The 26,468-nt window shown below is 46.7% G+C and carries 17 protein-coding genes; 1 reads left to right on the top strand and 16 read right to left on the bottom strand.

What is annotated here, in order from left to right:
• Positions 1-87: 87 nt before the first annotated feature.
• From pflB to parE, 3 genes are all read right to left on the bottom strand, one after another.
• On the bottom strand, positions 88-2,349 hold the full coding sequence (gene pflB, locus LACSTY_RS06980) for a formate C-acetyltransferase (protein ID WP_087912135.1): 2,262 nt from the start codon (positions 2,347-2,349) through the stop codon (positions 88-90).
• Positions 2,350-2,602: 253 nt separating this feature from the next.
• Positions 2,603-5,044 (bottom strand): DNA topoisomerase IV subunit A, encoded by a 2,442-nt coding sequence (parC, locus tag LACSTY_RS06975; RefSeq protein ID WP_087912134.1) that lies wholly within the window; start codon positions 5,042-5,044, stop codon positions 2,603-2,605.
• A 6-nt stretch (positions 5,045-5,050) separates the two neighbouring features.
• On the bottom strand, positions 5,051-7,063 hold the full coding sequence (gene parE, locus LACSTY_RS06970) for a DNA topoisomerase IV subunit B (RefSeq protein ID WP_087912133.1): 2,013 nt from the start codon (positions 7,061-7,063) through the stop codon (positions 5,051-5,053).
• 311 nt (positions 7,064-7,374) lie between these two features.
• Here parE and plsY point away from each other — a divergent pair, with 311 nt between their 5' ends.
• On the top strand, positions 7,375-7,998 hold the full coding sequence (plsY, locus tag LACSTY_RS06965; RefSeq protein WP_087912132.1) for a glycerol-3-phosphate 1-O-acyltransferase PlsY: 624 nt from the start codon (positions 7,375-7,377) through the stop codon (positions 7,996-7,998).
• Between the two features lie 79 nt (positions 7,999-8,077).
• Here the strand turns inward: plsY and LACSTY_RS06960 are convergent, their stop codons facing one another.
• The 13 genes from LACSTY_RS06960 to LACSTY_RS06900 form a co-directional block, all read right to left on the bottom strand.
• Positions 8,078-8,956 (bottom strand): aldose 1-epimerase family protein, encoded by an 879-nt coding sequence (locus LACSTY_RS06960; protein WP_010488372.1) that lies wholly within the window; start codon positions 8,954-8,956, stop codon positions 8,078-8,080.
• A 39-nt stretch (positions 8,957-8,995) separates the two neighbouring features.
• On the bottom strand, positions 8,996-10,405 hold the full coding sequence (gene hslU, locus LACSTY_RS06955) for an ATP-dependent protease ATPase subunit HslU (RefSeq protein WP_049169800.1): 1,410 nt from the start codon (positions 10,403-10,405) through the stop codon (positions 8,996-8,998).
• A gap of 32 nt (positions 10,406-10,437) precedes the next feature.
• On the bottom strand, positions 10,438-10,962 hold the full coding sequence (hslV, locus tag LACSTY_RS06950; protein ID WP_087912131.1) for an ATP-dependent protease subunit HslV: 525 nt from the start codon (positions 10,960-10,962) through the stop codon (positions 10,438-10,440).
• A 121-nt stretch (positions 10,963-11,083) separates the two neighbouring features.
• Positions 11,084-11,980 (bottom strand): tyrosine recombinase XerC, encoded by an 897-nt coding sequence (gene xerC, locus LACSTY_RS06945; RefSeq protein WP_087912130.1) that lies wholly within the window; start codon positions 11,978-11,980, stop codon positions 11,084-11,086.
• Between the two features lie 210 nt (positions 11,981-12,190).
• A complete protein-coding gene (trmFO, locus tag LACSTY_RS06940) occupies positions 12,191-13,510 on the bottom strand; it encodes a methylenetetrahydrofolate--tRNA-(uracil(54)-C(5))-methyltransferase (FADH(2)-oxidizing) TrmFO (protein ID WP_087912129.1) in 1,320 nt (439 codons plus the stop codon).
• A gap of 371 nt (positions 13,511-13,881) precedes the next feature.
• On the bottom strand, positions 13,882-15,966 hold the full coding sequence (topA, locus tag LACSTY_RS06935; RefSeq protein WP_010488381.1) for a type I DNA topoisomerase: 2,085 nt from the start codon (positions 15,964-15,966) through the stop codon (positions 13,882-13,884).
• A gap of 251 nt (positions 15,967-16,217) precedes the next feature.
• Positions 16,218-17,033 carry a DNA-processing protein DprA gene (dprA, locus tag LACSTY_RS06930; RefSeq protein WP_087912128.1) on the bottom strand — a complete coding sequence of 272 codons (816 nt, stop codon included), beginning with the start codon at positions 17,031-17,033 and terminating at the stop codon, positions 16,218-16,220.
• Positions 17,034-17,084: 51 nt separating this feature from the next.
• On the bottom strand, positions 17,085-17,843 hold the full coding sequence (rnhB, locus tag LACSTY_RS06925; protein WP_087912127.1) for a ribonuclease HII: 759 nt from the start codon (positions 17,841-17,843) through the stop codon (positions 17,085-17,087).
• On the bottom strand, positions 17,827-18,687 hold the full coding sequence (gene ylqF / locus LACSTY_RS06920) for a ribosome biogenesis GTPase YlqF (protein ID WP_087913256.1): 861 nt from the start codon (positions 18,685-18,687) through the stop codon (positions 17,827-17,829). The genes rnhB and ylqF overlap by 17 nt, the downstream gene beginning before the upstream one ends.
• Before the next feature lie 653 nt (positions 18,688-19,340).
• A complete protein-coding gene (locus LACSTY_RS06915) occupies positions 19,341-20,051 on the bottom strand; it encodes a uracil-DNA glycosylase family protein (protein WP_087913255.1) in 711 nt (236 codons plus the stop codon).
• A gap of 94 nt (positions 20,052-20,145) precedes the next feature.
• Entirely contained in the window at positions 20,146-20,481 is a 336-nt protein-coding gene (locus tag LACSTY_RS06910; protein WP_087912126.1) for a DUF6176 family protein, read from the bottom strand.
• Positions 20,482-20,756: 275 nt separating this feature from the next.
• A complete protein-coding gene (locus LACSTY_RS06905) occupies positions 20,757-22,904 on the bottom strand; it encodes a hypothetical protein (protein ID WP_087912125.1) in 2,148 nt (715 codons plus the stop codon).
• Complete coding sequence (locus LACSTY_RS06900; protein WP_087912124.1) at positions 22,855-26,433, bottom strand: DEAD/DEAH box helicase family protein; 3,579 nt, start codon at positions 26,431-26,433, stop codon at positions 22,855-22,857. The genes LACSTY_RS06905 and LACSTY_RS06900 overlap by 50 nt, the downstream gene beginning before the upstream one ends.
• Positions 26,434-26,468 lie beyond the last annotated feature (35 nt).

Below are 26,468 nucleotides of genomic sequence, written 5' to 3'. Positions count from 1 at the left end.
TCAGTTTGTCAAAAAACGGCAACAGCAACGTTGCCGTCTTTTGACAAAACAGGAATGATTTCCTGTTTTGATGTTGAGTTGACTGGATTACATTTCGTCGAAGAATGTCCGTGCGATAACGTCATCTTGCTGTTCCTTCGTCAAGTCTGCGAAGTATACGCAATAACCTGAAACCCGGACAGTTAAGGTTGGGTATTCTTCTGGGTGCTTCTGTGCATCGATTAACGTTTCCTTGTTGAAGACGTTGATGTTTAGATGCATGCCGCTGTTCTCCATATAACCGTCGACCATGTGAACCAAGGTGTCCTTACGGGTTTCATCATCATGTCCCAGGGTATTTGGTGTAACCCCGAACGTGTTGCTGATACCGTCAGTTGCATAATGATATGGAATCTTGGCGGTGGACATCAAGGAAGCCAAGGCACCGTTCTTTTCTGCGCCATATGCCGGGTTGGCACCTGGTGAGAATGGTTCGCCTTTCTGACGGCCGTTTGGTGTTGTCCCGGTGTTCTTACCATAAACCACGTTGGAGGTGATGGTCAGAACACTGGTACTCAACTTAGCACCGCGATACAGATGATGGGTGTTCATCTTATTGTAGAAGGTCTTCACCAACCACTTAGCGATGTTGTCGGCCCGATCGTCATTGTTACCATAACGCGGATAGTCGTCGTTGTCAGCAACAAAGTCAATCGCAATACCATTTTCATCGCGAATCACTTTAACATGACCGTACTTGATCGCACTAATAGAGTCAACCGCATGTGACAAGCCGGAAATACCAGTTGCAAACGTCCGGTTCAGCCGGGTGTCCTTCAATGCCAACTGTGCTGCTTCGTAGTAATACTTGTCATGCATGTAGTGAATGACATTCAGCGCATTAACATAAACGTCAGCTAACCAGTCCATCATCTTGTCGAACTTCTTCATGAATTCGTCGTAATCGATGTAATCACTGGTGATTGGTTCATATTCAGGACCCACTTGTGCTTCCTGGATTTCGTCTTTCCCACCATTGATGGCATATAAGACGGTCTTTGCCAGGTTTGCCCGAGCGCCAAAGTACTGAACGCCGTCAGCGATCGGCTGTGCGGATACACAGCAGGCAATGCCATAATAGTCCGTGCCCCATTCGTTACGCATCAGATCATCATTTTCGTATTGAATGGTTGAACTTTGGATGGAGACTTCAGTTGCGTAGCGCTTGAAGCCTTCTGGTAAGCGTTCGCTCCACAATAACGTAATGTTTGGTTCCGGTGCTGCACCCATGTTGTCTAAGGTCTTCAGGAACCGGAAAGCGGTCTTGGTGACATGATGCCGACCATCATTACCCATACCGGCTAAGGACAGGGTTGCCCAGATCGGATCGCCGGAGAAGAGTGAATTATATTCTTCAGTCCGAATGAACCGAACCATCCGCAATTTCATAACCAAATGATCAATCAGTTCCTGAGCCTGTTCTTCGTTTAACTTGCCGAGACGCATATCCCGTTGAATGTAAGCATCGATAACCGTATCGATCCGGCCAACAGACATCGCCGCACCATTTTGCGTCTTAACGGCTGCCAGATAGCCAAAGTAAATCCATTGAACGGCTTCTTGAGCGTTTGCTGCAGGCCGGGAAATGTCATAACCATATTCTTTGGCCATTTTCTTCATATCGTTTAACGCACGATATTGTTCGTTGATTTCTTCGCGCAGTTTGATGACATCATCGGTCATTTCACCGTCGCCAGTCAGGTTATAATCGTTAACCTTTTCTTCCATCAACCGATCGATACCATAGATGGCAATCCGTGGAAAGTCTGAGACGATTCGACCACGGCCATATGCATCAGGTAACCCAGTAACGATCTTGCAGTGACGAGCCTTGCGCATTTCCGGTGTATAAGCATCAAAGACGCCTTGGTTATGGGTTTTACGATATTCAGTGAAAATTTTGTGTTCTGCAGGATCAGTTTCGAAGCCATAAGCTTTCAAAGCATCTTCCGCCATCCGAATGCCACCAAATGGCATAAAAGCACGTTTGAATGGCTTGTCCGTTTGAACGCCGACAATCTTTTCGAGATCTTTGTTGAGATAGCCAGGGCCATGTGACGTAATGGTTGATGGAATGTTGTTGTCTGCATCCAAAACGCCGCCATTGGCACGTTCTTGCTTCTTCAAGTTCAGAACCTGGTTGTTCAAAACAGTTGTTGCTTCAGTGGGGCCAGCAAGGAAACTCTCGTCCCCATCATATTGGTTCAGGTTATGCTCGATAAAATCGCGCACATTGATTTCTTCTTGCCAGTCACCGCCGTTAAAGCCTTCCCAATAATTAGGAACTTTGGTTTCGTCAAGCTGTTTCATAGGTGTTTGCCTCCTAAAGTGAATTACAGATGTGACAGTTCTTACAAACTCAGTATAACACGGTGCGGGATCTATGCAAGCGTTTTATTGCCTATATAACAGGGGTTCTTTTGTTTTTTTAGTGTATTTAGTTGTTTCATAAAAAATGCTTAAGAGCTATTTTGATAAGTTGTGCACAATCGTTCTGTACTAGAATAATTAAAAATAGCCGCTCCTGTACTATTACAGAAGTGGCTATTTTGGTATTTCTTGTTTAGTCCTTTTCCGGAATCACTTCACGGGTACGGACAAAGACCGGTGTCCCTTGAACATCCGTATCGATGACAAATGAGCCGTTGGAGTAACGATCACCGGTTGGGTGTTGGCTCGGCGTCAGCGTGACAACTTTGTCAGCATCAGTCAGTACATCCAAGCGGGTATTCACATCAACTGCCATCATGGCGACGATGCGATGCGGATCACGCTTAAGCTCGCGCAAGACCAGCAGACCGCGTCGAGCCCGACTCATTTCGCCGACTTCACTTAATGCCATCCGTTTGAAGGCGCCGCGTTGGGTCAGAATCCCGACCACCGCACTTTGCGGGTCTTTAACCAGAATGAAGTTAACAACCTCGTCTTCCGGTTTTAGATCCATACTTTTAACGCCGGTTGCCCGTGCGCCAACAGTCGAAACATCAGCTAACGGGAATGTTAATCCATATGCGTGCCGACTGACAACAAAAACATCTTGCAACTGATCAGTGGTGAAATAAGCATTCGTGACCACTGCACCGGCCGTCTTGAGCTTCATAGCCAGCATCGGTTTGCGTTTATAAGTTCGCTGCGGCTGTAAATCACTCAGCGCTGTCTGTTTAATATAGCCATCACTGGAACCAAGAACAAAACTACCGGCAATGTGCAACTGATCAAAGGCAAAGACTGCCAATACCTTTTCATCGGTACCCAGTCCGACTGTCTGGCTCAGGTGCTCGCCAGTATCTTTCCAGCGGGCATCACCGATTTCGTAAACCGGCCGATAAATGATGTTCCCGGCATTGGTCACAATATAAAGGTGCTGCAGCGTGCGCAACTCACCAGTGAAAATGGCCAAATCATTCGCTTTGAGCCCGTTATCGTCAGGGTCAACGGCCTGGTAACTGCGCAACGAACTGCGCTTGACGTAGCCATCCCGTGATACTTGAACCATAACTGGCTCATCAGCAACCGTCACCGTCGTTGCAACTTCAAGCGTTTCAATTTTAGCCTGGATACTGCTACGGCGATCGTCCCCGTATTCCTTGGCAATCCGCTTGAGTTCCTGCTCAATGACCCGATCACGCGCGGCCGGCCGCGCCAGAATATCCTGATAACCAGCGATAGCCTTAGCCAGTTGCGCCGCTTCGTTTTGTAAGGCAGTAATATCGGTATTGGTCAGGCGATACAGCTGCAAGGACACGATAGCTTCTGCTTGCGCCTCGGAAAAGTCAAACTGCTTAACCAAATTACGCTTGGCATCGCCTTTATCCTTAGAAGCACGAATAGCCGCGATCACCTGATCCAAAATCGACAGCATCTTGATCAGGCCTTCAACAATATGCTGCCGTGCCTGTGCTTTGTTCAGTTCATACCGCGTGCGGCGAGTGACGACATCACGGCGATGGGCAACATACGCTTCCAGCATCGGCTTTAAACCTAGCAGTTTTGGCTGCATATCGGCGATGGCAACCATATTAAAGTTATAAGTGATCTGCAGGTCGGTATTTTTGAACAGATAATTCAAAATGCCTTGGGCGTCGGCTTCTTTCTTCAGCTCAATGACAACGCTTAAACCAAAACGGTCACTTTCATCCCGAACTTCTGCGATGCCATCGACTTTCTTGTTAAGGCGCAGTTCGTCAATTTTCTTGATCATTAAGGCTTTATTGACATCGTAAGGAATCTCGGTGACAACAATCTTTTCCCGTCCGCCACGCATGGTTTCGATATGCGTGCGTGAACGCACCACAATCTTGCCGCGGCCGGTTTCATATGCTTGCTTGATGCCGTCAAGCCCTTGAATAATCCCACCGGTTGGAAAATCCGGACCTTTGACATATTGCATCAAGTCATTTAGGTCAGCTTGCGGGTGCTTTAACAGGTGCAAAATGGCATCCACTACTTCGCGCAAATTATGCGGCGGAATTTCGGTCGCGTAACCAGCGGAAATACCGGTCGCACCGTTGACTAACAAATTAGGAAATCCAGCCGGTAAAACTGTTGGCTCCTGCGCCGTGTCATCGAAATTAAGGACCATGTCCACGGTCTCTTTGTCAATATCCGCCAGCATTTCTTTACTGATCTTGCTCAGACGCGCTTCCGTGTACCGCATTGCGGCAGGCGGATCCCCGTCCATCGATCCGTTGTTGCCGTGCATTTGAATCAACGGTGCCCGCAACTTCCAATCCTGGCTGAGCCGGACCATTGCTTCATAAATCGAACTATCGCCATGTGGATGATAGTTACCCATAACGTTACCGACACTTTTAGCCGATTTACGAAAACCTTTGTCGTAAGTGTTGCCATCCTGATTCATCGCAAACAAAATTCGGCGCTGAACCGGCTTTAGCCCGTCACGAACATCCGGCAATGCCCGCTCTTGAATGATGTATTTCGAGTACCGGCCAAACCGGTCGCCCATGACCTCTTCTAAGGTCAACTCCTGAATCTGATTGGCCAATGGCTTTTACTTTCCTTTCTTGTCTAACTGTTTAACGATTTGCTTGGCACCAAACTGCAACTTTTCGTGGTTAGCTGTCGGTGTTTCCAAAATACTACCGTCGTCATCCATGTCAAACTTAACATGATGTTCAATCCATTCACGCCGCGGTTCGACGCGATCGCCCATCAAAGTCGTCACGCGCCGTTCGGCTAACTGGGCGTCGTCAATCCGCACCCGAATCAACGTGCGCGTCTCTGGATTCATAGTGGTTTCCCACAACTGATCGGCATTCATTTCTCCAAGCCCTTTGAAACGGGTCAGCGTATAGCCCTTCCCCATGGCTTTGGTTTCCTTAGCCAGCTCTTCATCGGTCCAGGCATAGCTGATCTTAGTTTTAGCACCAGCACCTTTTTGCAGCCGATATAACGGCGGTAACGCAATATAAACCCGTCCAGCATCAATCAGCGGGCGCATGTACCGATAAAAGAATGTCAGCAGCAGAATCTGAATATGCGCGCCATCGGTATCCGCATCGGTCATGATGATGATCTTGTTGTAGTTTGCCTGCTGGATATCAAAATCTGCGCCGACACCGGCACCGATTGTGTAAATCATCGTATTGATTTCTTCGTTCTTAACGATGTCTTGTAGCTTGGCCTTTTGCGTATTCAGGACTTTCCCACGCAACGGTAAAATCGCCTGGAACTTGCGATCTCGACCTTGTTTAGCAGAACCGCCGGCCGAATCCCCTTCGACTAGGTAAAGTTCATTGCGTTTAGGATTTTTGGTCTGTGCTGGGGTTAATTTACCGGAGAGCAGTCCCTGATCTTTTTTCCGCTTACGGCCGGTCCGACTGTCATCGCGCGCCTTACGCGCTGCTTCGCGGGCATCCCTGGCCTTAATCGCCTTACGTACGAGTTCCTGGGACTCTTCCCCATTTTCCATCAAAAACGTGGAAAGATTTTCGTAAACAATACCGTCGACAACTGTGCGAGCTTGCGGGGTACCCAGTTTGCCTTTTGTCTGGCCTTCAAACTGCAGGATTTCTTCAGGAATCCGCACGCTTAAAATACCGGCGAAGCCTTCCCGAACATCACTGCCTTCAAGGTTCTTATCCCTGTCTTTCAACAAGCCGACTTTGCGTGCGAACTCATTAAACGCCCGGGTCATCCCACTACGCAGGCCGATTTCGTGCGTGCCGCCATCTCCGGTGCGCACATTGTTAACGAAGGAAATAATATTTTCGGAATAGCCATCATTATATTGGCCGGCAAAGTCAACCACAATGCCGTCTTTCTTGCCTTCAAAATTGATGACTTGCGACAAGGCATCTTTACCTTCATTCAGATACTTAACGAAACTCACCAAGCCATCCGGATAGTGATACTGATCGCGTTTGCCGGTGCGCTCGTCAATTAAGTTAATCGTAATATTTTTCAGCAAAAAGGCTGATTCGCGCAACCGTTCAGCGAGTGTATCATAGTTGAAAACCGTGGTCTGGAAAATCGTCGGATCCGGTTTGAAGGTGATCGTGGTGCCATTTGGCTCATTCACCTTACCCAGCTTTTGCAAACCACCGTCCGGATGACCACCGTTGATGAAGTGCTCCTCAAAAGCCCGTTTGTCGCGGACAACCCTCACGGTCAGTGATTCAGATAAGGCATTCACGACACTGGACCCAACCCCGTGCAGACCGCCTGACGTTTTATAGCTGTTTTGGTTAAACTTCCCGCCGGCGTGCAGCACCGTTAGGATCACTTCAATCGTCGGCTTGCCGCTGGGATGCATCCCCGTCGGCATCCCCCGTCCGTGATCCTGCACGGTAACTGAATTATCGGCGTGAATGGTTACATTGATTTCGTCCCCAAACCCCGCGAGCGCTTCATCGACTGAGTTATCCACGATTTCATAAACCAAATGGTGCAATCCGCGGCCATCGGTGGAACCAATATACATCCCAGGCCGCTTGCGAACGGCTTCCAGACCGTGCAGCACCTGAATGGATGAATCATTATATGCTTGCGTTGCTTTGTCCATAATAAACTCCCTTTTTGAAACAACTAATTTATAGAATACACCACGCACCCGCAGAGCGCGAACAAAGCATGACTAAAAAATACTTAGAAAACGGCACGAAGGCGATCTCGGCCAACATTCGCACGCAACCGCTTTATGAGCTACGTATTTCCAGTGTAGCCTTCACGTCCATAAAAAGTCTGCGTTGACGTTTCTCTAGGGCATTTAACCCATTATTGCAAATCGAATGTGTGTTCGCATTATTTTAACGGCGTATCACTCAAAAGTCAAAAATGCTAAAATAGTTTTTAAGTCTGAGAGGAGGGGCACACTTGGTTCTTGTGCTTTGTTTTATACTCGCTTATTTCATTGGTGCCATTCCGTTTGGTGTGGTGATTGGCAAAGTATTTTATCATACCGACATCCGCAAAGGTGGCAGCCATAATATCGGGACAACCAACGCTTATCGAATGCTAGGACCGGTTGGCGGAACACTGGTGTTGCTATTGGATATTCTAAAAGGAACGTTGTCAGCCAGTTTACCGATTTTGTTTGGAATTGACCACCACTGGCTGATTCTGATTGTCGGGCTGGCGGCTGTCTTAGGTCATACCTTTTCGATTTATATTCATTTCAAAGGTGGCAAAGCAGTGGCGACGAGTGCCGGCATTTTGCTGGCGTATAATCCGGAATTCTTCTTCATTGCCTTTGCTATCTGGTTTAGTCTGATCTTGCTAACGTCCATGGTCAGTGTCGCCAGTACACTTGGCATGGTCATTATCACCTGCTGGTCGCTTGTTTATCACGACTGGTTGCTGACCACCGTGGCTTGCGGTCTGCTTGTCGTTTTCTTCATTAAACATCGGGCCAATTTTAAGCGCATCAAAGCGGGCGACGAGAACATGGTCCCATTTGGCCTCGGCCTTTACTTACGGCAACACCGCCGGCAGCGATAAGGGCAACGAAATGTACCAAGCAAAAAGACATCCCCTGTTGGATGTCTTTTTGTTATCGATCACCAGCTATCCTACCGAATTAAAAAATGCTGATTGTGTAGCCCTTTTCAAACGCCGTTCCCGGTTCGAGACGATTGATGCCCAGCTTCTTGGTGAAATCGCCGGTCGTGCCAATCGTATCTGCGATGCCCCACCAAGGCTCAATGCAAACAAACTCACCCGTCTTGGGATAGGGGCTCCATACGCCTAAGTAAGGTGTGTCTGTCATGGTGACACTCACACCGTGTTTGGTTTTGTCCGAAAGCAGATTAAACGAGGTCTTACCAAGCGGAGCAAAGATGAGTGCATCATTTTTAAACGTCTCATGGGTCAGCGCCAGATTGGCATCAGTTGCGGCCAGCGTTCGGTGCGTATAATCCACGCCTTTGCCGGCAACCAGCGGAATTTGAACCAGCGACTTGCGCGGTTTGAAGTTCATGTAATAATCCGTAAACTGCGTGTCTGCTGTCATCGGCACCTTGAAGCCGGGGTGTCCGCCAACACTGAAGTATAAAGGGGCCGTTTTGTCTGGATTATCGACATGGTAAGTAACGTGTAGGTTATTATTTTCCAATGCATAGGTGATAATCAGACGAAACGCAAAGGGATACATGGCACGCGTCTTGTCGTCATCTTTAAGAACAAGGCTGGCCTTAAAAGGCGTTGCCGACACGACTGTGAAATCACGATCACGGGCAAAGCCATGCTGGGTCATGTGGTAAGTTTTGCCAGCATAATGATATTGGTCATCAGCCAGTGCCCCGACAATCGGGAATAACACCGGTGCGTGCCGCGGCCAGACTTCCGGATCAGCCTGCCACAGGCGCTCACGCCCAGTCAGGTTATCCTTGATACTAGTCAGCTCGGCACCATGCCGACTGATGTCAACGGTCAAAAAGTCATTTGCAATCGTTACCATACATCCTCATCCTTTATCTACAGTTCTCCACGGGTTGCCTTACAAAATATACCGGGTCATGTTCGTATCGGCAGCGATATGGCCGATCTTATCATCGACATACTGCTGGGTCACCGTCACACTGCCCATTGCCATATCCGGACCTTCGTAAAGCACATCTTCCAATAGCTTTTCCAAGATGGTTGCTAACCGTCGCGCGCCGATATTATCGGTATCGTGATTAACCTGCGTGGCAATTTCGGCAATCCGATTAACGGCTTCCTTGGTAAACGTGATTTTCACGCCATCAGCACCAATCAAGGCAATATATTGTTTAATCAACGCATTGTCCGGTTCGGTCAGAATCCGTACGAAGTCTTTTTCGGTCAAATCCTTTAGCTCAACCCTGATCGGGAACCGACCTTGCAATTCGGCAATCAAATCACTCGGTTTGGCTTCAGCAAATGCCCCTGAACCGATAAACAAAATATGATCCGTGTTAATTGGCCCATACTTGGTGTTAATCTGCGAGCCTTCGACGATTGGCAAAATATCGCGTTGAACCCCTTCGCGAGAAACTTCACCACTGGTATGCTTGTCGCCTGCTGCGATTTTATCAATTTCGTCAATAAAGATAATGCCATTGTTTTCGGCACTCTGGATGGCGTCGTGATAAATATCGGCATGGTTGACCAGTTTATCCGACTCTTCTTTAATGAAGATTTCGCGGGCTTCCTTAACGGTCATGGTGCGCTCGACTTTTTTCTTGGGCATTAACGCACCAATCGTATCACTTAAGTCAATCCCCATTTGGCCGTACATATCACTCATGCCGCCGCCTTTTTTCTCGTCGTTGACGGCAACGGTAATTTCCCGATCCTCTAGCAAGCCTTTTTCCAGCTGTTCAGCGACACTCAGGCGTTTGTTCCGAATGTCATCGGTCACTTCGCCACCAGCATCGGCATCGTCAGCAGCAGGTGTCTTGCCGTTTTGCATGCCTTGTAACATGTTCATCATTTCAGCCATCGGATTCGAGTTCTTTTCTTTGCGAATCGCTGGTACCAAAATTTTAACGAGGCGTTTGTTGGCTTCCTTTTCGGCGCGAACGCGGACTTTCTTGAACTGCTTTTCTTCTTCCATCGCCACTGCGGTTTCAGCAAGATCACGGACCATGGATTCAACATCCCGACCGACATAGCCGACTTCCGTGAATTTGGTCGCTTCGACTTTAACGAAAGGCGCATCTACAATTTTGGCTAATCGGCGGGCAATTTCCGTTTTCCCGACACCGGTTGGTCCGATCATCAACAAGTTCTTCGGCGTGATTTCTTCTTGCATCTTGGGTGACAACTGCATCCGGCGGTAGCGATTATATAAGGCAACCGCAACGGCGCGTTTGGCATCGTCCTGACCGATGACATATTGGTCAAGTTTTTCAACGATTTGTTTAGGTGTTTGAACCTCTACCATTTTAAACCTCCTGTGAGCGTGCTCTGGCCTAGTCAGAAACTCTCAACGATAATGTTGTGGTTGGTGAAAATGTCAATGTTACCGGCAATATTAACTGCCTCTTTGGCAATGTCGGCCGGCGTCATGTCAGGAGCGTGCCGCAACATCGCAATGGCAGCAGCTTGGGCAAAATTACCGCCTGAGCCGATCGCCACGACATCCTCGTCCGGATCAATGACTTCCCCTGAGCCGGATACAAGCAACAAGTCGTGTTCGTCCATGACGATCATCATCGCTTCGAGCTTTTGCAGCGTTGGATCTTTGCGCCAATCCTGTGCCAGCGCCACTGCGGAACGCCGTAAGTTGCCGGCATAGTGCTCAAGCTTCTTTTCAAACCAATCTTGTAAAGTGAACGCGTCGGCAACGCCACCGGCAAAGCCGATGACAACTTGATCATGATAAATGCGCCGAACTTTTTGGGCGTTGCCTTTCATAATGACTTTTTCGCCCAAGGTAACCTGGCCATCGCCTGCTAAAGCGGTTACGCCATCTCTTCTAACTGCTGCAATTGTTGTCATTATTATGCTCCTTTTCTTTCCCCCCTGATGAATTGAAACTCATCAGCGGTGGCGGTTATTAGCAACCGACCAATAGTCATACTTTAGAAAACTCAAGCACCGATTACATCGTACTTTAGTCTTAATGATGCTTAGGATAATATTTCATGTACTCGTTTTTTAAATGCGCCATCGTGACGTGGGTATAAATCTGGGTCGTCGACAGACTCGCATGGCCTAGCAATTCCTGGACGGTGCGTAAATCCGCTCCATGATCTAACATGTGCGTGGCGAAGCTGTGCCGCAACATGTGGGGATGGATATTGGCAGTCAGACTCGTCTGTTTAATAAGCTGATCCAGAATGTATTCAATCCCGCGTGCTGTGATCGGCCGACCATATTGGTTGACGAATACCACCCGATGTTGGGTTTGGTGCTTCTGCATCAACGTGTGGCGTCCATCCTTTAGATAAGTTTGTAACGCGCGCTGGGCGTACTGACCAAATGGTACGTAGCGATCCTTATTGCCTTTCCCATGAATCAGTAACAACCCTGTATTAAAGTCCACCTGGTTGAGTGTTAAGTTGGCACACTCGGAAACCCGGATGCCGGTGCCATACAAGACTTCCAGCAATGCCCGATTGCGCTGGTCAAGTGGCGTTTTGCCTTCAACGGTTTTAAACAGTTCCTGAATTTCCGCCTCATAGAAAAACTGCGGCAGGTTATGGTGTTGCTTCTTCAATTCAACTAATTCAAATGGATTGCGCTTCACAGCACCAATTCGTACCAGGTACCGATAAAAGCTACGCAAACTGCTAATTTTGCGGGCAATGGAAGTACGAGCCAGTCCCTGTTTATTCAAATTGGTTAAGTAAGTCTGAACGTCCAGGTCATCTACCTTGCTAAAATCCGTGAATCCGCCATTGGCCTTGAGAAAAGCCTGGAATTCCTGAATGTCGTTTAAATACGCCGTGACGGTTTCTGGTGAATACTGCCGCTCGACCGTTAAGTATTCCTGAAAAGCTGTAATTGGCTTCATCCCGACATCCCTCCGCTTAATAGATTAACATAAAAAGAACGATTGTTGACGTTTTCAGAAGCTAAACCTTAATAGCTGGCGGTGAATTTTCGCTCTCCAGGCACCAAGATTGCTTAAGCACTGGCTTTGTTCCATTATAATAAGTTCTTTATGAAGATAACATGACACGACAATGAAAAAATCCCGGTTACCCGAGATCTTTGTATATTTTTAAGGTTGGTTAACGCGGCTTAATTCATTTTTAAATGCCGCAAGATCGGTCAAGGCCCGTTCTGCTAGTTGCTGGTTGCGCTCCTTCTTTTGCCGCACTTTGACTGCTAGCGGCGGCATAATGCCGAAGTTTGCGTTCATCGGCTGAAAATGCGTTGGCGAGGTGTGGGTGATGTAATGTGCCATGGCACCCATCGCCGTTGTTTCCGGAAATACCAGCGGTGGCAAATTCTGTGCCAGCCGAGCTGCATTTGTCCCGGCAATTAATCCGCTGGCAGCACTTTCAACGTAACCTTCAACGCCGGTCATCTGCCCTGCAAAGAAGAGATCCGCGCGCCGTTTAGACGCATACGTCGGCTCAAGGACAGCCGGTGATTTCATGAATGTATTGCGATGCATCACGCCATAGCGGACAATCTGAACATTTTCCAATCCCGGAATCATCCGGAAGACCCGTTTTTGTTCACCCCACTTGAGATGCGTCTGGAAGCCCACGATGTTATATAGGCTCGCCGCCGCGTTATCCTGCCGCAGCTGAACGACCGCATACGGTGTTTTGCCGGTTCGCGGATCCTCCAAGCCAACTGGTTTCAGCGGACCGAACAGCATGGTCTTAATCCCGCGTTTGGCCATCACTTCAATTGGCATGCAGCCTTCAAAAACCGTCATTTTTTCAAAGTCATGTCCTTCCGCAACCTCAGCGGAGATCAATGCCTGATAGAACGCCTGAAATTCTTCCCGGTTCATCGGGCAATTTAAGTAAGCAGCTTCGCCACGATCATAGCGCGACTTTTTATAAACAATGTCGGTATCAATGGTGCTGGCGTCCAAAATCGGCGCGGCAGCATCAAAAAATGATAAGCCAGCTTCACCGTTTAAGGCGACAATAGCATCAGCCAAGCCCGGTGCGGTCAACGGCCCTGTAGCAACTACTGTCACCCCTTCAGGGAAATCAGTCAGCTCTTCATGGATGACATGAACCCGGGGATGCGCCATGAGTTTCTGGGTCACTAACTGGGAAAATGGCTCGCGGTCAACCGCTAGCGCACCGCCAGCTGGCACGGCGGTCGCATCGGCACTTTGAATAATAATCGAATCTAAGCGCCGCATTTCTTCTTTCAACAGTCCAACCGCGTTCGTAATCTGATTGGCACGCAGCGAGTTTGTACAGACCAGTTCCGCAAAATTGGCGGTGTGATGCGCCGGGGTCATGGTAACCGGACGCATTTCATATAAATTGACGTCGACACCTGTTTGGGCGATTTGCCAAGCGGCTTCGGACCCGGCCAGGCCAGCGCCGATGACGTTAACAATAGGCATGGTGAATTTCCTCCTTTGGTGTGGGGTTTTGGATCGAGAGTGGAACGGGGATTCTTAAAGTTTGTTTGATGTGGGTTTGGTGATGCTGCATTTAACATGTGCTTATTGGTCCAGCGGCTTGTGTGTAGGAACCTTGGGCGTAATAGCCAAGGAAGATCTTCTTATGGAAAGAAATTTGTCCGATGCTGCCGTAAACGCGTTCGCTGGCGCAAAAGTCTGCGTATAAGGACCTTACGCGCAATGGCCTAAACCCGGGCCATCACGCCTAAGGCCACTTATACTCCGACTTCTGAGCGCGCCAGCTCACGCTCTTGCCTAGTTTATCAAAAAAAACAGCAGACCCAAAGGATTCGGGCTTGCTGGTTTTGGTTTTATGCTTTTTGTAAGGCTTCCTTGTAATCGTTGTTTGGGCAAACGACTTGGGTGCCGGCTTTGGTTTTCTTTTCGACTAAGAAATGACCACAGACCGGGCAGTCGCGGCCAACTGGTTTGTCCCAGGAGACAAAGTCACAGTCCGGGTAGCGCGAGCAGCCATAAAAGACACGGTTACGCTTGCTCTTGCGTTCGACCACCTGACCCTCGTGACACTTAGGACAAATGACGCCAATTTCTTTGACAATCGCCTTGGTGTTGCGGCAATCCGGGAATCGAGAACAGGCGTAAAATTTACCGTAACGCCCCATTTTGATAACCATGGGTGCGCCACAGATGTCGCAGTTAAAGCCTGCTGGTTCGTCCTTAATCTGAATCTTTTCGATGCCGGTTTCGGCGTGCGCTACTTCTTTCTCAAACGGCTTGTAGAACTGATCAATAACCTTTACCCAGTTGGCTTCGCCGGTTTCGATGCTGTCTAATTCGGACTCAACATTTGCCGTGAACTTAATATTGACGATATCAGGGAAGAATTCAACGATCAGACTGTTGACGATTTCGCCTAATTCGGTCGGTTCAAACCGGCGGGCATTGAGCTTAACGTAATAGCGCTTCTGGATGGTTTCAATGGTCGGAGCGTATGTTGACGGCCGACCAACACCATTTTCTTCCAACGCCTTAACCAGATTAGCTTCTGAGTAACGGGCTGGTGGCTGGGTAAAATGCTGGGCCGGATCGGTTTTCAGCATTTTAACGGCATCCCCGACAGCAAGCGGCGGCAAGACATTGTCCTTTTCATCGTTATCCCGCGAGGATACGTAGAGCTTAGTAAAGCCTTCAAACTTCATCTGACTGCCATTAGCACGGAACGTAACATCATTTTGGTCAAGAGTAACGGCGACGGTGTCGATCACTGCCGGTGTCATTTCACTGGCAACAAATCGGCTCCAAATCAACCGATATAGCTTCATTTGGTCTTTATCCAAAACCGAAGCCAGACTTTCGGGCGTCCGCAACGTACTGGTTGGGCGAATCGCTTCATGGGCGTCTTGAGCCCCTTCCTGAAGTTTGCCTTGACGGATTTTGACAGCGGCATAAGCTTCGCCGTACTTTTCGTGCAGATAGTGGCTGGTCTCGGTTTTGGCGACATTCGAAACACGAGTGGAGTCAGTACGCATATACGTAATCAACCCGACCGTGCCTAACTTGCCGCCTAAATTAATACCTTCGTACAGCTGTTGCGCCAACATCATGGTTTTCCGGGTTCGGAAACCCAGCTTACGGTTGGCTTCCTGTTGCAAGGTACTGGTGGTAAACGGCGGTGCCGGGAAACGCTTGCGCTCTTTCTTAACTACTTTGGTCACGTTAAACGGCTTGGTTTTATCGACCTGGCTTAAGACTTTTTGAACAGCCTCATTATTCTTTAAGGCCTGTTTCTTGTTCTTGATGCCGTAAAAACTGGCTGTAAACTTTTTGCTGCGGCCTTTCTGGAACTCTGCATCCAGTGACCAATACTCTTCAGGAATGAAATTCTTGATTTCATTTTCGCGATCAATGATCAGTTTTAATGCGACACTCTGAACCCGGCCGGCACTTAAGCCTTTTTTGACCTTCTTCCACAGCAATGGGCTGATGGAATAGCCTACGAGCCGATCGAGAATCCGCCGGGCCTGTTGGGCATCGACGAGATCCATATCAATCCCGCGTGGCGTCTTAAACGCGTTTTTAACTGCGTCTTTGGTGATTTCGTTAAAGACGACACGATTTTTGGCCTGGGGATCCAAACCGAGAATATGGCTGACATGCCACGCAATGGCTTCTCCTTCACGATCCGGATCGGCTGCGAGATAAACGCGGCTAGCTTTTTTAGCGTCTTTCTTTAAGGATTTAATGACATCGCCTTTACCACGAATCGAAATGTACCGAGGTTCGTAGTTGTTTTCAACATCAACACCCATTTGACTCTTAGGTAAATCGCGAATATGCCCTAAACTAGCAACAACTTTATAGGTGCGGCCAAGATATTTTTCAATGGTCTTGGCTTTAGCTGGCGATTCAACAATGACTAACTTCTTGTCGGCCATGAACGCGCTCCTTCCGGTGGCATTGCTACAACAGCAAGCCCTGATTAATTTGTGCGGGCTGACGGGTTACCGTCAGTGCTTCATGATTCAGTAGGTTACTACGATCGGTCACAGTGGCGCAATACACTTCCGCCTAAAACCATCCGATCACGCCTGCTGGCTCAAAACAGTTGCTATCATAAGCTAGTCATTTTGCTCTTGTCAAATCAAATGAAAATTTTCCTACTATAGAAAGGGCACTTTTTGGCACTTCACGGGTAATAATGCAGGTTCTCGATCAACGTATCCGGACCGGTCACAATTGCCGCGCCCGCTTGAATTAGCGCATTGGTTCCCGCGCCTAAACGCTCGCCAAAACGATTAGGTAACGCAAAAACTTCACGATTATGCTGCAAGGCATAATTTGCCGTGATCAGACTGCCGCTTTTGATTTCCGCTTCAGTGACCATCACCCCATGCGCCAACCCGGCAATAATCCGATTACGTGCCACAAATTGGAACCGTTGCGGAGCTGTTCCGGGCGGGTACTCGCTCACAATCAACCCAGCGCGGCCGATCCGTTCCTGCAGCAAACGATGCTTAGCCGGATAGACCTGATCGATACCGTTAGCGATCACCGCAATTGTCGGCAAACCAGCTGTGAGTGCCGCCTCATGGGCCATGCTGTCGGCGCCGGTTGCTAAGCCACTTACAATCGTCATTGCCGGCAGCTGCGGGAATAATTGTGCTAAGGCAGCCGCTGAATAACCGGTAGCCTTTCGCGAACCAACAACACCCAGCGTTAATTGCTGAAGCAACTTTATCTGACCGCGATAAAAAAGCACCAGTGGCGGCTGGGGAATTTCACGCAACCGTGGTGGATAAGCAGCATCGACATAAGTGACGTAAGCTGACTGCCGCGCTACCGCCAATAATGGTTCCGCCGACTGAGTCAGTTTCTTGTCAAGTTCGCGTTGAAATGCTGTTAAATCGGTTTTGGCACGAATAGCTTCTTCCAAAGCGACCGCCAAGCGCGGATTCTGATGGGTTACTAGATGCCAAGTTAATAAAAAGTCACGTAATGTCATGCCAGAAGTTCCTCCTGTCAATACATTACGCGGCTTAACGACAATCACATCTTAGGAGTTTAAACAATCACGCACTGGCCCAAAACTTCGCCGATGAATCGGCGTGACGCCATGAGCAGCCAGACCTGCTAAGTGTGCTTTCGTACCGTAACCCATGTTGTGTTTAAAATCATAACCAGGATAAACTTGATCGTACATCACCATCAGCCGATCCCGAATCACTTTCGCAACAATACTAGCCGAGGCGATGCTAATACTATTTGCGTCGCCTTTTATCAACCGTTCTTGTGGCAAATCGACCGGCACATGCATCGCGTCTACCAGCAAAAACTCCGGCGCAACGCGTAAATGACTCACCGCCGTTGCCATCGCAAGTTCAGTCGCGTGGTAAATATTCTCCCGATCGATCTCGCGATTATCGGCAACGCCAATGCCAACCGCGATGGCCTCCGTCAAAATATGCGGGTAGAGCACATTGCGCTCGTGAGCCGTCAGTTGCTTTGAATCATTCACTGGCCATCGAAAATGATGCGGCAGGATAACCGCCGCCGTCACAACTGGGCCAGCCAGCGGTCCCCGCCCTACTTCGTCTAACCCAGCAACATACTGGTACGTTCCCCATAACTGGCGCTCATACCTGCTGCGATATTTCAGTGCCACCGCCTCGGCAGCGCGATGGTCTTCACGCCGTTGATAAGCCGACAGTAATTTGCCCGCACCAATGCGACTATCATTTTTGAGCGCCGTTAAGATCGCGGGATCGACATGATCTGCTTGCAAAAGCGCCTTATACTCACTCAGTGTCGGCATCGGTCTCACCAGGCTTTTCCAAGGTAAAGCGGCCTAATTTCCCCTGCCGAGCATCGAAAATCAGCCGTTCCGCCATTCGATTGAATTCCTCTCCGAATCCCTGCGTTTTTGTCAGCTTCACCAGCAAGTCATGCGGTGCTGCTTGCAAGTCAATATCAGTGAGATGGTAAGCTTTTTTCAGGGCGTCCGGGTAATGTGCCATAAAATAAGTTAAGCCATATAAACCGACCACATCTTCTTGGAATACTGCGTCGGCAATCGCACCGGTAAACGCCAGACGCATCCCGATCGTCTGTGAGGCAAACTTGGGCCACAAAATCCCAGGGGTATCCAGCAACTGAAAATTATCACTTGCCTTTAACCACTGTTGATTCTTGGTCACACCGGGCTTGTTGCCAGTTACCGCAATATTGCGATGAACCAGGCGATTCAGAACCGTCGACTTGCCAACGTTAGGGATGCCAATACACATCGCCTTGATCATGGGATTACGAATCCCCCGCGACTTCTTCCGAGCAATTTTCTCCGCCATCAATTTGGTGGCCAACTGCGGAATTTGCTGCAGTCGTTTGGCATGTTGCGCATCAATCGCAATCGCGGCAAAACCTTGATCTTGATAGTATTGCACCCATTCTCGTGTCAGGGTCGGATCCGCCAAATCTTGCTTATTGAGGATCACCATGCGCGGCTTTTCGCCAATTATTTCATCTAACATTGGGTTGCGCGATGATTCAGGTGTACGCGCGTCAACAACCTCAAGAATGAGATCGACTTGTTTAATTTTTTCCTGTACCTGTTTACGGGCCTTCGCCATGTGGCCCGGGAACCATTGAATTGCCAAGATTTTCAGACTCCTTATGGGCAAAATACTTGTTTATATCTGAGTTATATAAAGCTTGTTTAAAGTTTGATTTTGAAAGTTACCGATGCTTATGTTACACGAGAAAACAAGTACTGCCAATGCGATTCAAAACACTGCATCACTCAAATCAAATTATTCCCAATATTTTTTACAACCAGTGAATTCCATGATACAATTTCTATAGTTGAATAGAGGCCATCGAGTTGCCCCTCGATGGCCTCAAGCGCAGTTCAGAAGACTGGATCAAAGCTAGTTCTTACGAGCTGGCTTTTTTAGTATCTGGCGAGCCTTGGCGTAATTGAGATACGCCTTGGACAAGATCCAGACAGCGATGGCAAAATCAACCATCGCGAACCCTCCAGTCACTCCGATTTTGCATTGACCTCACCTCCGCCTTCAGATAAATAGTTGAGGGGTGATGTCCTGCAAAACTGCTGGGCTAGATCTCTTTCGGGAGCTACCCTTGTGATGCTAGATTATCGTTAGTATAGCAAACCACTTAGATATAGCATAGACTTTGAGTCTAAGTTTAGTGCGGTTCAGATAAAGAAGAGCTTATTTCAATCCATAGGAAAAGATGGCTCTTTTTCCTAAAAGCTTGTCCAAATCGTCGAATAGCCATAACGCTTGTGTCGTCAAGTTCTGCTTAATGCTGAAATATATTTTCCCATATAAAAGTCCTTGTTTCTGAGATTATATTGCATAATGTAGCGTGGGTGTTCAAGTGGGACGATTGATTTAAAGAAGTGCTCTGTCTGATTAATTTCATTTAATTTCCTATAGTTTTCGCCACTTCCAATACAATAGCAAACTTCCGTGTTCACTCCAAACTCAATCTGACTTCGCAGTGAATTTACAATAAATGGTAACAGCTTTTGCTGAAGGCGTCTGTTCTCATAATAGTTGCAATTGACCTCATTGCCCTTTTCATTTACTTTGATCAATCCTAGAGGGCATACAAAACTTAGAAAAAAGTCTTTGTAAAATTTATCCTTACCACCGTACTTGTCCATAACGTCGTATAAGAAGCTTGATGAGCCTCGATTAACCCGAAATTCATTAATTGTAATACCTGTCTCTTTTTTAAGCTCATCTTCATCTTCAAAAGGAACGCCGGTTATCGCTGTTCCACGGCGTGCAGGTGAACTTCCAAGTATCAATCGCCGCGGCTTGGTGTCATTGAAATACTTTTTATAAAATGTCGTCACTGTCTTATTGACGGCATTTTTTTGAGTACCGCTAAAAGGATTGACTATGCGATAGTTTCTGGGCAAATCAATTGAGACATGCTTGAGGCTTTCACTAAATGCCAATACTTTGTTGGCAAAGGTTTCCTGCTGATCCATCTGTCTTTCTCTCCCCTTGGTACTCTTCGTGGCAGCGAGTTGTCTCTTCACCATAAACAAAGTTCTTTAAAAATATGATAAACCCCAAAGCTATTCAGTTACCTATCAGGTTCGGATTAACAAATTCATTTTCCAGCCGGAACTTCAAGCTTGGAACCGATTCATCAATACATTCACGCCAAAAAGCAACGTGAGCCTGATCGATGGGATTGGAACTTTCTTCAACATCTGGACTAGGCGCGGTTTGCTCAGAATACCAGCACAGATACATCCGACTATTACACGAAAGCGAAAAGATTCGCTCAACGGTGATGTGTTCAGGCACTAAAGTTGCATTGACAGCCTCCTGATGACTTTTCAAGAAAGCCATCCATTCTTGGGCACGCGCAATTTTGTCGGGATGGACAGCAAATCCTTCTAATTCAATCAATGTTGTTCAACTCCTCCGATTATTTCCTTAACCTTACAGAAAAGCGCACACCCAATCAAGGCATGCGCGCATCTAAATAACTTCAATCTAACTTACTTCGTGACTTCCTGCACCGCGGCTTTCACCATCGGATCATCTTTCGTGAGCTGATCACTCAACTTCTGGGCAAGAGCTGCCAAGGTTTCCTGATCGGCTGTGCCTATTGCGGCAAATTCGGTGGTTTACTGGAAGAATTTAAAGGTCAAGATAAGCTTCTGGCATTAATTATTCTTGATCTATCGATATTCCGGATGCTGTCTCATTACACTACCCCAATATTCTCTGAGATATTTCACTGGATATGGTACGACTGTGTACTGCCCACTGCGGACAAACTCGACGCTCATCATAGCTGCCAGTTTAGGAAATAATTCATCAATTATGCCAGCGTCACCTGCTAGCGGCAAAAGACGGCGCAGTGTCACCGCACGATTCACAACCGGTTTTAACGATTTATCGCTGCCTACGAAGTAAAACGTGTTAAAATGCCCTTCGCCTTCTTCGATACGCGTAAGGCCAATCCATTTCATCCCTGCAAGTGGCGAGTCCGGCAATTCTCGCTGTAAGGTTGTTTTCAGTGTAAATGTCGCATTTTCGGTCAAAAACTGGTTAACCTGTCTCATATCGCGACGCTTCGGATTGAGTCCTGCTTTGCGGGCTGCTTCATCCAAATCTTTTAAGGGAAAATTGGGTGGCATACTAGTCACGAGTGCTTGCAATTGTTCGTATGCCGCAACATAGTCTGAGTCTCCGGAAACCATTGGCCGCAGTTTTTTTAATTCTTCAACTACTTCGCTTCTCGTAAGGGGTTTGTCAGGCCTATTAAGTTCCAGCTGTTTCCGGATTTGTTTACCATCTGGCATAACCGTACGATTGAGGCGTTGAATCAACAGTTGTTTATTTCCAAAACGCACGACACAGTCCACGCTATCCCATACAGAATAAAACTTTGGAGCCGCAAGACTATCAAACACCCTTTTGCAAACCTGCGTATACTCATCATCGCTGGTTAAAGCATTTAAACGCACTTTTTTCTTAGAAAACCTTAGTTCCATCTCTGGTGTAAAGGCTAATTTGATAACCATTACTTCGGGATCGAAGGATTTTTTCAAGAAGGCGAAGTAGTAAAACTCCAGCGGCTGCGTCAGACTGGCAAGCTTTGGTTCCACCGTTTTTAATTTCCCATTTGCCAAGTCACGCTTAATACATAGTTCTTGAATAAGTTTTACTATCGCCACATCTCGCGCAGGATCGTGATGCTTCCCTGACACCTTTGGCTTCCACGTGATTTCCTCGTTGTCCTCCTGATAATGACCGAAATTTTCTACCGTCACATGTTGAACAATTTGATCATTCTTAGCTACTTCATAACCATCCTCCACCGCGCTACCACGGACATCGCGAATAACCTGTATGTTGAACCCAGATTGAATTTTCTGCGAACGAACAACATGTACGCTGTTTTTACGTACCAGTTGGCTTCGAGTCAAATGGTCAGCCAGTTGATCAGCCAATTCCTGCGATAACAGATCATTCTCCTGCGCATAAATATTAAGTGAAGATCCAGCTAATTGTTGCCAAATGGTTTCACGTTTGCTGAGCTTCAAACGTGAAGAATGTTCGACTAAGCTTTTGTGGAACGTCACAGGACGAAGTAGATATTTTCCCGCATGTAAATTAAGATTGTCGAGAACGAGTTGCGCGACGCCAACTTTGCATCTAAAGAAGCTTGATAAATCTCTCAATGATAGAAAGTCGATATAATTCCGATTTGATGTGTGATTACCCCGGACAAAATAGATTCCGGGTGACGGCTGGTAACGGCGTTGAAAGCGTTCGCGCTCGCTATCATATTGATAAATTCGTTTGTCCCACTGGAATTCGGTTACTTGCGTGAAAGTTTGAATGCTCAAATCCAGATCCTGCTGCCAATTAACCTTTAACTTCAGTGCATAATACTGCTGGCGCATATCACGAAATTCTCGGTACCAATCCTGCCCAGAGATCAAGAGCTCTGGTGTCTTGCAAGGCTCCAAAAGTGAATTTTCGTTTGCCGATTGCTGATTTAACAGTAGTTGCAATAAATGGTTAGGATAGATTTTGAACTTCACCATATCTTCCAGCAGTATCTCGTGCAATTCCAAACCGGCAATGGTCGGTATGGCTGGTAATTGGCGAAACATCATGAGATAGTCACCCTTTTTGTAACGATCTCTGATACTCGTAACGGCCTCTGGCGACCATGATGCAAGCAATTTGTTATAGTCCTTAAAGGCGCTTCGATCTTTAATCTTCACAAACAAGAACTTAAAATCTGCTTGCAACTGCATCATATTAATCTTGTAATCTAATCGCGTCGTTCGAATCATTGACTGTTGTTCCATTCAGGAACCTCCAAACATTTAATTTTTGCTCAGGCGTTAGTAAAAACTTTCCTTGATGATCAATGAGACCGGAGATTTCAAGTATCTTCCCGTCAACCGTCATAACAGGTTGTATTTGATTGCTGGCCAGAATGTTAATAATAACGACACGCCATTTCCGTTGCGTGTTAGCCTGTAATTTTGCCAGCTTTGCTTCAACTTTTTGACGTTCAGCTTTTGTGTCAACGTCAGGTGCATCACGCCAATTTTTGAAATCAAGGGCCACTTTTCCTTCCCATTGAAAATCAAACAGTTCGTAATTTTCAGGCTTGAAAAAATCCTCTAACTTAAGCGACCACTCGTTTTGAAAGATAAACTGACCACTCACTTCGCCAAGCAGTCCGCGATAGTTGTAAAACTGGGCTGGATTCAAGATCCGTTCATTTGGTTCCCACTTTGTCGGAATATCTAGCGACTCAAGTGCCTCTTTTAGACCTGGATAACGACACATTGCGACTAAACCTGCCGCTTCAGCCGAAATTTCCATACCGGTTCCATTAAAATCAAACTGACCTCTTTTATGATTGATTGGTTTGACTTCATAACTGACATCTAAATGCTCGTTCAATAAATATTGCAAACCGAATTCGTCGTCACGTTGTTGAAAGACCTGACTGGATTTCAAATCCTTATCGCTCACAGTGGGGTGGCGTACATAAAACCATCTGGTGTCATGATAGATTTGTGCCCAGCTTTTACTGGTCTGTAAATACGCCAAAACGAATCGAAAATCACGAAATGTATTAAATGTCGCATTCTGTTTGGCAATTTCAGCACTAGGCTTCTCAAAGTCACGCTCCCAGTCTTTAGCAGCCACCAGTAAGCAGCGATATTCTTGACCAGTCTTCTCTACGTCGATACCACTGTCCGTCACCATCTGTAACACATTCAAAGGCATAACAAGGCGGATTACGGGCATTTTGTTGAAAGAACGGTTCATTCTTCCAAGCGCTTGAATGATGGTCCGTGAATAGCTGACATAAAGACTGCGAGCATATTCAGGATGCCTCTTAAGCTTTTGCTGTTGTAAGCTAGTTAAATATTCATTTAGATATTTGATGTTTATCTCATTAGCATCAAAAAGATATTCTCGCTCAATAATGGAATGAAGCCCTGCTGCATCCATCCCAAACGGCAAATTGCTGCTGAGAATATGGGTGACTTCGCCTAAATACATGCCGGCTAAATCAATGGTATGTTGACGAGGATCATCTTTACTAACCCCCTTTGGCGCAATGTTGGCAGCTTGCTCCCTTTCGTACTCATTCATCTCGTGTTGGAGATTTTGTCCAATGCCGATCGTTTGATAAGCGCTCAAAATATAGACACGTTTACCGCCTTGGCTAACTAAATTCAAAGCATCAGAAAGCTGATTTTGAGGGTTTTCTGGATTTCGTGATGAGACAATCCTAAGTTCTGTGTTCATACCCATCCTTCCACCAAGTAATTCTTTAAGCGTTGTAAAAGTACCCTTAATATAATTCTCATCCATTTTCCCATCAGCACCGGGGAGTAATGATTGCAAACCCAAAAACGACGTCATTGATGGATCAGTCAGAAAAATGACAAAACTGTTGAATAGGTTGAGGTATCGTCTTGTAAAGTACTTTTTGTCAATCCGTGATTGCTCCGAGGCCGGAATACAATTCACTAGCTTTGCCAATTCCGCATCTAGTTCCCAGATTTTCTTGTTATCAATCTTTTGATTGTTTTTCGGAAGTATTTCCGAAAAAGAACGATCAACAATACCCGTTTCTACTTTGGCTTCAATATTCTGTTTGGCATAGCGACTTTCAAAGTCAAATTCTTTAATGGTCGTCTCACTCAGGTAATGAACACCATCCAGCAGACGCGGACCAAGCATCTCTCTAAGATAATCAAGGTCATAGTTGTCTAACACGGTAGGCAAAGTAGCAGTGGCAGATAAACCCAAAACGTTCGCCTTGCTTAAAAGATTCAATAAAGAACGTTCGGGTGTCTCATTGAAAAAGCACGCATTAATTTTTGTTTGCAGGTCATGCTGGGGATCATTTGTGAACTGGAATAAACTCAGCCCACGTTGCTGGAAACGTCGACCACTGTGAGCGTGATACGTCGTTTTAACCTTAGTGGGAGATGAAAAGTCATGGCCTAATGAAAACAGAATCTTAGCTTGCGATTTAGACAATCCCAAAGCAGCATAAATGCTGAAGCAGGCATCCTCGATCGTCATGGCATCATCAAGCGAGCTTAACTTCTGATTCTCTGAAACCTGGTATTCCCGGGCCCGATTCAAAATAAACTTCGTTGCACCTTTAAGAAACACAGAAATTCTCGGCAACATTCTTTGAAAATTTAAGTCATTGCGTGGTTGTCTACCGAGCACAACTTGCCTTAATTCCTCATCAAAATAGGCATGCCAAGGTTTCCCCACGCTCACCCAATTTGTTTGAGGAACGTGCATAACAAATCCTGAATCCCGCCCTTGTTCCTCCATTTTGTACAGAAAGTCCAGTTTGAACTCAGCTGTCAGTTGTTCTGCGTCGTTCAGGATTCTCTTAAATGCATCGCGGGAGGTGAAGCTTTTTCCCAGCTTGGCCGGTAGTTGTCCTTCATTAACTTTATTCAACCCTTTGCTAAGATCTACAAACAAAGAATTTAAATCAGCTTGTATCTTCAAGGCTTCATCAATAGCGCTCTCTAAAATCTGCTTTTTGGTGCTATCAAATTCATCAAGGACGACTAATGCATCTTTCAGGATCGGAGAATACCGGAATGCCTTTGATCGTTTTTCGAAGAATGGTGTATAGCTTTTAATAAACTTGGCCGTTGTTAAAATAATGATTTGCTTTTTTTCTAAATCAAACGTCGGATACGTTTCATTTAGCCATTTCGAATCCGCTTTCGGTTGCTTACTTACAAATTCGCGGATCTTCCCTTTACTAATACTATTTAACTTGAACGCAGATGCTCCCTCTCCGGAGATGTTCCTGAGTTTCACATGAGCTTTATCTGCCAAAATCGTGATCATCGCCCGACGAACTTGATAATCAGCACGGCTAAGCATGGTCCAAGCATTCTTCAGATCAAATTCGTTCTCTTTCATCATTCCAAAAGATTTAAAAGCATTTCCTAAGTTTTCTAAACTTTTTTTAAAAATAGGTGAATTCCTATAAAGGTCGGGGATTTGTTGATGATCCCAGTCATTGATCAATTTGTTGACGGTATCTTCCAACGAACGAACAACCGCAACTCGCTCACTAAAAGCTTTATGTACTGCACCTGACTCTTCACGCCAAGCAGCCTCAAAATCCTGTTCTTTCAAATTCTTTTTTTGATCGGTGACAAAAAAGGCGCGAAAGTTTTCGTGCTTAGCGGCATAGCGGCACAGAGCCCGGATAATTGTATAACTTTTCCCGGTACCTGTGGGCGCGTTCAACAGCATCAAGGCATGTTCCGGAGATTGCGACTGTAACTTTTTGATCATTCCTAAAAAATCGGATACTTGCATTTTATTAACTCACATCTTTCTTTGTTTCTGGCTTA

The organism is Lacticaseibacillus styriensis, assembly GCF_030770295.1.
Classification (GTDB): Bacteria; Bacillota; Bacilli; order Lactobacillales; family Lactobacillaceae; genus Lacticaseibacillus; species Lacticaseibacillus casei.
The sequence above is the reverse complement of the archived record's forward strand: the minus strand, read 5'-3'. Positions and strand labels throughout refer to the sequence as shown.

Excerpts from the sequence above, each read along its gene's own strand:
- pflB (WP_087912135.1), bottom strand. The coding sequence starts at position 2,349 with ATGAAACAGCTTGACGAAACCAAAGTTCCTAATTATTGGGAAGGCTTT.
- parE (WP_087912133.1), bottom strand. The coding sequence starts at position 7,063 with ATGGACAAAGCAACGCAAGCATATAATGATTCATCCATTCAGGTGCTG.
- LACSTY_RS06960 (WP_010488372.1), bottom strand. The coding sequence starts at position 8,956 with ATGGTAACGATTGCAAATGACTTTTTGACCGTTGACATCAGTCGGCAT.
- hslU (WP_049169800.1), bottom strand. The coding sequence starts at position 10,405 with ATGGTAGAGGTTCAAACACCTAAACAAATCGTTGAAAAACTTGACCAA.
- hslV (WP_087912131.1), bottom strand. The coding sequence starts at position 10,962 with ATGACAACAATTGCAGCAGTTAGAAGAGATGGCGTAACCGCTTTAGCA.
- xerC (WP_087912130.1), bottom strand. The coding sequence starts at position 11,980 with ATGAAGCCAATTACAGCTTTTCAGGAATACTTAACGGTCGAGCGGCAG.
- trmFO (WP_087912129.1), bottom strand. The coding sequence starts at position 13,510 with ATGCCTATTGTTAACGTCATCGGCGCTGGCCTGGCCGGGTCCGAAGCC.
- topA (WP_010488381.1), bottom strand. The coding sequence starts at position 15,966 with ATGGCCGACAAGAAGTTAGTCATTGTTGAATCGCCAGCTAAAGCCAAG.
- dprA (WP_087912128.1), bottom strand. The coding sequence starts at position 17,033 with ATGACATTACGTGACTTTTTATTAACTTGGCATCTAGTAACCCATCAG.
- rnhB (WP_087912127.1), bottom strand. The coding sequence starts at position 17,843 with ATGCCGACACTGAGTGAGTATAAGGCGCTTTTGCAAGCAGATCATGTC.
- LACSTY_RS06915 (WP_087913255.1), bottom strand. The coding sequence starts at position 20,051 with ATGGATCAGCAGGAAACCTTTGCCAACAAAGTATTGGCATTTAGTGAA.
- LACSTY_RS06905 (WP_087912125.1), bottom strand. The coding sequence starts at position 22,904 with ATGGAACAACAGTCAATGATTCGAACGACGCGATTAGATTACAAGATT.
- LACSTY_RS06900 (WP_087912124.1), bottom strand. The coding sequence starts at position 26,433 with ATGCAAGTATCCGATTTTTTAGGAATGATCAAAAAGTTACAGTCGCAA.